Source organism: Synechococcus sp. OH2 (genome assembly GCF_047462155.1).
GTDB lineage: Bacteria > Cyanobacteriota > Cyanobacteriia > Thermostichales > Thermostichaceae > Thermostichus.
In genome coordinates this window covers 622-9,368 of record NZ_JANSIR010000125.1, presented here as the reverse complement: position 1 = coordinate 9,368, position 8,747 = coordinate 622, and the positions used below count along the sequence as shown (strand labels likewise).

The 8,747-nt window shown below is 60.4% G+C and carries 5 protein-coding genes; all 5 read right to left on the bottom strand.

The annotated features are described in order from the left end of the window. A partial coding sequence (locus NW835_RS13820; RefSeq protein ID WP_414415589.1) for an Hpt domain-containing protein occupies positions 1-4,353 on the bottom strand: 4,353 nt, incomplete at its 3' end. Between the two features lie 181 nt (positions 4,354-4,534). Continuing rightward, on the bottom strand, positions 4,535-6,970 hold the full coding sequence (locus NW835_RS13815) for a methyl-accepting chemotaxis protein (RefSeq protein ID WP_414415588.1): 2,436 nt from the start codon (positions 6,968-6,970) through the stop codon (positions 4,535-4,537). Positions 6,971-7,304: 334 nt separating this feature from the next. Next, a complete protein-coding gene (locus NW835_RS13810) occupies positions 7,305-7,823 on the bottom strand; it encodes a CheW domain-containing protein (protein WP_414364927.1) in 519 nt (172 codons plus the stop codon). Between the two features lie 110 nt (positions 7,824-7,933). Further along, complete coding sequence (locus NW835_RS13805) at positions 7,934-8,299, bottom strand: response regulator transcription factor (RefSeq protein WP_414364926.1); 366 nt, start codon at positions 8,297-8,299, stop codon at positions 7,934-7,936. Beyond that, positions 8,296-8,682, bottom strand: a complete 387-nt coding sequence (locus NW835_RS13800; RefSeq protein ID WP_414364951.1) for a response regulator — start codon at positions 8,680-8,682, stop codon at positions 8,296-8,298. Before NW835_RS13800 ends, NW835_RS13805 begins: the two co-directional genes overlap by 4 nt. Between the last annotated feature and the right edge of the window lie 65 nt (positions 8,683-8,747).

Sequence of the window (8,747 nt, the reverse complement as noted above, 5' to 3'; positions counted from 1 at the left end):
GTTGCGGCGCACCACATCCAAGCCAACCCCCCGCCCGGCCAGGTCGTCCACCTCGCTGGCCTCACGGCTGCTAAAGCCGGGGTGGAAGAGGACGTTGAATACTTCGTCTTCGGTTGCCTGCTCTGACAGCAGCCCCAGCCTTTGCGCCTTGGCCTTGATTTTCTCCACCGGGATGCCGGCGCCATCGTCGGCGACAACGATGATTGTCTGGTTGCCTTGGTAGAAGGCCCTGACGGTGATCTTGCCTTCAGGGGGCTTGCCCAAGCGGCGCCGCTCCTCAGGGGGCTCGATCCCGTGCACCAGGGCGTTGTTCACCAGGTGGGTCATCGGGTCGGAAAGCTCTTCCAGGATGGCTTTGTCGATGAGGGTGTCGCGGCCTTCCACCACCAGGCTGGCCTGTTTGCCCGTTTTGATGGAGAGATCACGGACGGCGCGGGGCAGGCGGTCGGCAATTTGCGCGAAGGGCACCATGCGCGCCCGGTTCAGGCCTTCTTGCAGTTGGGTGGTGACCTGGCGGAATTGGCGGGTGATCTGCTCTGCCTCATCCACCGCAAACTCGATGTCGGAGGAAGACTCGCGTACCCGCACGATGAGCTCAATGATCTCCTGGGCCAGAGTGTGGAAGGTCGTAAACTGATCCATCTCCAACTTGTCGAACTCTTGGCCTATGGAGTGCCCCACCCGCCCCCGAGTAGATTCCTCGCCGTTCCGGCCGAACCCCACCGTTGCCGCGCTGCTGCGGCTGGAGAACAGCGCCGCTTCCAGCAACGAGCGGTCGTACTGATCCCGCATGCGCTGGCCCAGCTCCCCTAGCTGTTGCACCCGGCCCAATAGGCCATCCAGAAACTGGCGCAGGCGAGTTTGGTTTTGCTCCATGCTGTTGCGGATGACCACCAGCTCTCCCACCAAGTTGTTGATGGAGTCAAGGTGGCGCACCTCCACCCGCATCACAGGGTTGCTGAGAGCAGATCGCCGTGGGGTCGGTGGGGTTGGGGTAGCCGGTGCCGTGGGGGCGGCTGTTGCCGGAGCGGGAGTTGCCGGGGCAGTGGCAACAGCGGGCGGAGAAGGCGCCGGCGCTGCTGCAGAGGCCTGGGGGGCAACCTCGAGATCGCCTAGGAGGGATTCCAGTTGGGCTGCGAAATCATCGGCGACCTCGCTGCTCACGGCTGCAGGGGATCCCACAATAGGAGCGATGACCTCTTCCAGCTCAGGCGGCACCGCTGGTTCGGCGGCATCGAAGAGGGCAGCCAAATCGTCCAAACTTGGGGCAGGAGAGGCTTCCGGCGCTTCTTCCTCCAAGGGCCGCATCTCATCTGGGGAAACGGTCGCGCTCTGGGCAGCCAAGAATTCATCCTCTGTGAACAGGCTTTCCAGTTGGCTGGCCAGATCGTCCTCTGCCGGCTGAGGATCCCTGTCCTGCTCTGGGGCAGCCACAAGCGGCTCGGGCAGGGACACTTCAGCCAGACTGCTTGCCTGGAAAGCTTCTGTGTTGCTTAGGGAGACGGCGGCGTCGGGGAGTAGGTCTTCTTGGGTGCTCGCCGCTTCAGCAAGGAACTGGCTCAGCTCATCCAGATCCACCTGGCCGTCGCCATCGGTATCCAGAGCCGAAAGGGATCCCCCAATCGCCGCACCTAGCCCTTCGGTATCAGGCTCCTCGGCAAAGAGAGCCTCGAGGCGGTCGAAGGACTCCGCGGGCTGCCCCTCCGGATAGAGAGCTCCTTCCTGAACCGGGAAGAGGTTCTCCAAAAGAGCCCAGTCCTGGGCTTCTGCCGCATCCCCAGTGCCCGGGGCGTCCTCCAGTGTCTCCCCGGCGAAGAGATCGGCTAGGCCCAGCTTCGCCCCCAGGTCTGGGGTTTCCGCTGCCGTCGGCTCATCGGAAGGGGCCAAGACGCTCTCCGGCGCAGCGGCAAATCCCTCCAAAGCAGGCGAAGATTCCTCAGCGAAGGGGTTTTCAAGCTGCTCAACTGCGGCCACGCCAAAGTCGGCGATGCCAAAAGAGAGTTCAGGAGCCGCCTCGAAAGATGTGGAAGGTTCGCTGGCTTCTTCTAGGCTCGACCAGGCCTGATCCGCTGCCGAGACAAGGCCCTCCAGGCTGCCTTCAGCAGCAGAGTCCAAAAATGTCAGGGATCCCGTCTCATCGGGAACAGAAAAGTCCTCAGGCCAGAGGTCGGCAGAGAACTCGGCCCGCAAGTCTGCTGCCGCCTCCCCATCCCCAGGGATCGGCTGGAGGGACGAAGACAACTCCTCTACCCAGAGATCTGCCTCCGGCCCACTGTCGGGAGCAGCCCCAAGGTCAGGCAACTGGGACAGCTCCTGCAGAGGAGAACTCTCTACTGCAAGCTCCTCGAGCTCGAACAAGGCCTCCACTCCGGCACTTGCAGCTTCGTCTGCAGCCGGGGCTTCCTCGAGGCTTGCCGCAGCAACTTGGGCCGCCAGAGGGACATCCCAGACGGCCTGACTTGTTTCCTCGGCCCCTCTCAGCTCGGTAGGCTCGACAGAGGCCAGCTCTGCTGCTGCTTCGTCCACTACTGCGGCAAACAGCTCCGCCAAATCCGTTTCCCCTCTCCCCTCTTCTGGGCTCAGCTCCTCGAACACCTGCGAGAAAGGCTCAGGGGAAGGAGGGATCAGCTCCGGCGGTGGCTCCTCAATATCGGATAGCTGCTCTGCGTTGGCAAACAGCTCGTCAAAGGCGGAGGAGGCTTCTGCTTCCAGACTTAAAGGAGTCGCTTCGAAGTCGCTTGAGCCAAAGCCTAGCCTGTCCTGCGACCCGTCGAGTACTGCTGCAGCTTCTTCCGGCGCGGCGACGCCCTCTTGGGCAAGGTCGGCGGCTGCTTGCCAGTCTTCCTCGGTCAAAGTCTCGGTGGACATCTCCGACCAGCTCAGCCCTGGGCTCTCCTCGCCTGCCAGGACACCGTCCATCTCCCAAGGGGACGGCGGCTGCCCGACCAGCAGATCCCAGGCCGCCTCCACGCTCTCCGACCCCTCCGCTTGCAGGGTTGCTTCGACGGGGGTCGCCTCTTCTGATCCAGGTTCCTGGCTCCCCTCGGCTGCAGAGGATTCTTCTGCCGGGATCCCAGCAGCCGCCCAGTCCGCTGGGGCAGCCGTGCTCGCGGGTTCACGGAAGAGTGGCTCTGGCTCTCCAACAGGGCCCAGGTCGAAGGAGGTGGGGATCCCTGGCTCCTCAAGGGCCGGCGGCACAGGGCGGAAGGCCAACAACTCAGAGGAGGGCTGGATGGTATGCGCTGCTCCGCTGGCCAGAGCCTGGTGAGCCTGTTTCAAATCTCGCAGAACCGGCAGAGCCAGTTGCCGCAAATCCTGGGCGGGATCCGCCAAGATCTCGCCAATTAGGCGGGCTAGGGCTGTCCAGCCACCCAGATCCACAGACTCAGCCTCTCCCACCTCCTGGAGCGATTGAACCAAGCTTTGCAAAGCGGGCCGCGTAGCTGGGTCATCGGGGCGTTTGAACAGCTCCAGCATCTGGCGCAACAGGGCTGGGATCCGCTGATGAACCACCACCTCCAAAGGATCTGGGGGTGCAGCGGGAGCCACAGGGTGAGCCAGTTGCTGCAATCCCGCCGAAGCCGCCACCTCTTCGGCTCTCCCCGCCAAGACAAGTTGCTGCCCTTGCTTCAAATCCCGCAAGGCAACCAACGCCAACGTTCGCAGATCGGCGTCGGGGTTGCCCAGGGCTTGCTCGAAGGTTTCGGTTAACTGTTGCCAGCCCACCAGATGATGCACTTGCCCGATCTGCTTGAGAACAGCATTGGCCGCCAGCAACTGCTCGCGAACGCCCGGCTGATCCCCGCGCTTGAACAGCTCCAACATCTGCCGCAACTGCTGCGGCACCACTTCCGCCATCTCTTGTTGTAGAGTGCGGGCTGCTGGTGGCGGGGGGGCAGCCGGAGCAGGTCTAGAGACAGGGCCAGCGCCGAGAAGGCTCTGAATGTAGTTTTCAGTCTCCTGAAAAACTGGCTCCAGTTCCGCCAGCGTCGAGTTACTGAACTCCTGGGTGAGACCGCGAGGGCTTTGCAGCTCGTCCAAAAGCGCCGTCAGCCCATCAAAAACTCGCAGCAGCAGCGTCTCCAAGTGCTGATCCACCGGCACTTCGCCCAGGCGAGAGCGAAACACGTTGAAGAAATCCTCTAGGCGGTGGGCAGTCTGCTGAATGCTGGTGAGGCCCAGCATGGCTGCTCCGCCTTTGATGGAGTGGGCAGCTCGGAACAACTCGTTGATCAGCTCAGGATCGCTCACGCTGTCCCGCAGGCTGAGGAGCCCCTGCTCGATCGTGGCCAAGTGGTCGCGGGCTTCTTCGATGAAGTAACTGAGGATCCGCTTTTGTGCTTCTTCATTCATGGCAGGAGGTTCCTCCTACAGCCCACAGGTACTCATATCAGTAGTAACAGATCGGACAGGGGAAGCTTTCCCATGCCCGAATTCTGCTTTGCGACAGAGGGATCCTGATGTCCCTCTGAAGCGCGGCAGCTTCCCATCGGGATCCTTGTCCCTAGGATGCCCGCGAACCGAGCAGATTTGCTCATTCATCCCCCACCCGGAAGCGACCGACAGAAGCTTGCAGCTCGCGAGCGATGCTCACCAACTGTTGCAGCGAGCTGGCTACCTTCTGCGCCTCCTCGGACGTCTCGTTGGCTGTCAGCGCCACTGACTGCATGAGATGGGCTACAGCGCGGGAGGTCTCTGTTTGTTGCACAGTAGCCTGAGAAATCGCCCGCACCAATCCGTCGATCTGGTGGCTGATCTCGATGATCTCATCCAGACTGTTTTTGGCCTGCTCGGCCCGCCTTGTTCCCTCTATAACCACCTGCGTCCCCTCCTCCATGGCTGTCATGACGTTGCTGGTTTCCGACTGGATCTGCAGCACAATCTGCTCAATCTCTTTTGAAGCCTTGGCGGCCCGGTCGGCCAGTTGTCGCACCTCATCCGCCACGATAGCAAAGCCTCGTCCCGCCTCGCCGGCCCGAGCGGCCTCAATACTGGCGTTGAGGGCAAGCAAGTTGGTGCGCGAAGCAATTTGTGAGATCAAAGCCACAATCTTGGAGATCTCCTGCGAGGATTCCGCCAAGCGTTTCACCTTGCGGGTTGTCTCTGCTGCCATTTCCCGAATTTCCAGGATGCTGGCCACCGTGCGATCCACCGCTTCTCCACCCCGGGCAGCCGCTTCTGTGGCCTGGGCAGTGACATTGGCTGCCTCGCGGGCGTTGTTGGCCACCTCTTGAATTGATTCCGTCATCTCCTGAATGGAGTTGAGGGAGTTGGAAATTTCCTCCGCCTGGCGCAAGGCGTCGGCAGAGAGGCTGCGGGCAAAGTCCTCATTCTGCAAAGCAGCGTCGTTGACAGCAGCGGCGGCCCGCTTCACTTGGATCACGATGTCCCGCAAGCTGCGGATGGTCAGGTTGAAAGAGTCAGCAACAGCGCCGAGGACATCGGCAGTGACCTCCGCCCGCACCGTCAAGTCTCCACGGGCTGCCCCCTCCACATCATCCAGGAGGCGAATTACCTGCCGTTGCAAGTCTTCCTTAGCTTGGCCTTGCTCGGCGGCCCGCTGGCTTAGATCGGCAAAATGGGCCTCAAGGGCGGCGGCCATTTGGTTAAAGCTGTTGGCCAAGCGACCCAACTCGTCATCCCCTCTCGCCTCTGCCCTTACGGAGTAATTCCCCTGGGCCAAGGCAGCGAAGTGACTGGACAACTCTTGGACGGTGGAGCGAATGTGTTTAGCACTGCTAGCTGCAAGTACAGCCCCAACTCCTGCGCCGACAACTCCCCCTCCAATGACCCCCCCAATCCAGCGAGCTCCCCCATTGGCCGGGATCCCAAGGCCGATGACCAAGCCAGCAGCCAAACTCACAGCTCCTTGGATCAGCGCCAGCGTCAACTGATTGGCCGTCAGTCGGCTAGGCAGTTCCTGCCCGGATAGGCTAGGGAGAGGAACAGTGAGCGTAGGCAGGCTTGGTACCGTTTTACCCGTCTCTCCTGTCTTGCCCTCCTCGGGATAAAAGGCCGCCGGCTCGCTGCCATCCATGCCGGCCAGTTCGCGATCCAGACGGTCCAGCTCATCGAGCTCGAAAGGGGCGGAGGCAACGCTGGTCGTGTCTTCTTCGGGGGCAGGGATCGGCTCACTCATGGGGGCAGCCAATTCTGTTGGCAAGCTCTCCTCTAGGGATCCCACCTCCTCTTCCGCAAAAGTGGGTAGGGAGAAGCCCATCTCCTCGGGAAAGTCCGCATCGCTAGCCAACTGCGTGATAGAATCGCTGCCTGAATCCTGGAGGTGCTGCTGGTCGAATTCGTTGAGGAAGGCAAAATCGTCATCGACTGCCGGGCCTGTCTGAGGCTGCTCCCTGCCTGCTTGCAAGTCGGTCCCGCCTGGAACCCTCAGTGGCGTTACCTGAGGGTTAGCGGGCAGCGGGTGAGAGAAGGCAAACGGATCCGCAGGCTCCAATTCTAGCCCTGTCTCAAAAGGAGCCGCAAAGCTTTCTTCCTCGCCAAAAGTCATCTCATCAGCGGCAAAGCCGTCGCTTCCCATCGAGAAGGGATCCCGAGCAAAGGGGTCGGCCTCTTGTTCCCTCATCGCCTCAAACTCAAACTGGGGAAAGGGAGCCGCCTCCTGCGCTTGAGGTGGGAACTCCCCTTGAGGTTGGAGGTTGCCTTCCTGCACCGGAGAGGGGACGTCCGCCAGCTCCGGCGCCATCTGCAACAGCTCCTCCAGGCCCCTGCGGGCCGACTCCAGCTCCTCAGGATCGCTGGCCGTCTTGAGGATGGTATCGTAGGTATGGCGGGCTTCCAGCAACTGCCCCGCTTGCTTCTGGGCCGAAGCCAGCAGCAACTTGACAGCAGTATCCTGCGGCTGAGCAGCGGCTACCTGGTTGAACAACCGCACTGCCTCGACGTAGTCTCCCTGCCAAAAGGCGACCATCGCCTCGGTAAAGTCTCTCTGATTGTTCGCGCTCGAAACCATGGACCCTCCTTTCCCTGCTTGGCTACCTCTGTTGCTGCTTCAACCCAAATGCCCAGAACTCACCCAACACCAACCCGCCCAAACCCTTTAGAGTTGTTGGGCTACAGATGGGTTACCTCTCCCAACTGGCTGCCCTGCTCCCAACAAAGAATGGGCTCTTGCCCTCCTTCCGTAAAACATTGGGGTAGCACAGCCATGCTCCCCGGCTGGCCTGGTGCAAATCTCTAGGGAACAAGATCGGCTCCATTCTTTCCATTGTGAATGGCTTTGGAAATTGACTACGATAGAAACTATACATTTCCGCATTTCTGCCGAACTGGCGGCTAGCCATTCCTCACCCCCAACGGTCGGATCTCAGGATGGCCGACTGATCCAGCAGCGGCAAGCGGGCTCCCGTCGCAGGCACCACCCATTCCCCTCGCAAGAAGGGAGCTATCGACTTAGGAGCCACGAGGACAGGCCGCACCGACTCAGTCTTCAGCCACTCCATGCCCACAATTAAATCCACAGCCAGGCCCATCAGCAAATCCTGTTGATCCATTACGGCCACCACAGGGAGCTCGGCGCGGTCGAGGTTGAGGGGCGGGCTGATCCCCAAAAACTGGCCCAGATCCGCAACCCAGATGATTTCGCCCCTCAAGTTCAGAGTGCCCAGCAGAACTGGGGCGACATTCGGCATGGGGGTAATTTTCTCGGGGCCGATGCTCATCACCTCCACAACCGATACCGCGGGCAACGCAAATTCCTCCCCAGTAGCAACCTTGAATTTTAGGAAAAGCTCTCCCTCAGGAGCCTCTATTTCCTGCAATTCTTGGGTCTCATCCCCCATCAATAAGTCCAGATCCCCCAGCATGACGCTCCCCCGTATTGATGGTCTGTGGAGAGGTGGCCACCGCTCCCTTGCCCAGGGCCTAGAGCCCTTTTGGGCTCTGCCGGAAAGCACAGAGGCAGGATGGGCGGTTCCTAGCCTCTCAGTAATTGCTTAATCGTACCCACCAGTTCCTGCGGCTGAAAAGGTTTGGCAATATAGGCATCCGCTCCCTGGCGGAGCCCCCAGTAGCGGTCGAACTCTTCCCCTTTGGAAGAACACATGACAATCGGGGTTTTTTGGGTGAGCGGGTCGGCTTTGAGGAGACGGCACACCTCGTAGCCATTCATACGCGGCATGACAATGTCAAGCACAATCAGGTCGGGTTTGTTTTGCTTCACCGCCTCTATGGCTTCCACCCCATCTCCCACCGTCATCACCTCGAAGCCGTTTTCCTGCAGCAACTTGCTGATCATCTCCCGCTGAGATTGGCTGTCTTCCACCACCAAGACGCGACTCATTTTTGTCTGGTCTCCTTGATCTCCCGCAACTGCTGTTTGATGGTAGCTAGTAGCTCTTGAGGCTTGAAAGGTTTGGTTACATAGGCATCGGCTTGATTGCGCTTAGCCCACTCGATATCAAAGGCTTGATCTTTGGTGGAACACACGACAATGCGGATGTGCTTGGTGCTTTCATCTCCCTTCACTTCCCGGCACACTTCGTAGCCATTCATGCGAGGCATGACGATGTCCAGCACCACCACGTCGGGCTTCTGCTGACGAATGATGTCCATCGCCTCTACACCGTCCATCGCGGTGGAGACTTCCAACCCGTTTTCGGAGAGCAGGTTGGCAATAGTCTCTAGGTAGGTACGGTTGTCATCCACCACCAGCACTTTGCTCATGGTCATCTCGCTCCTGTTGTGTTTTGCGGGTCTGGTCAAATCTAGCGGCTGCGTAAACTACCCGA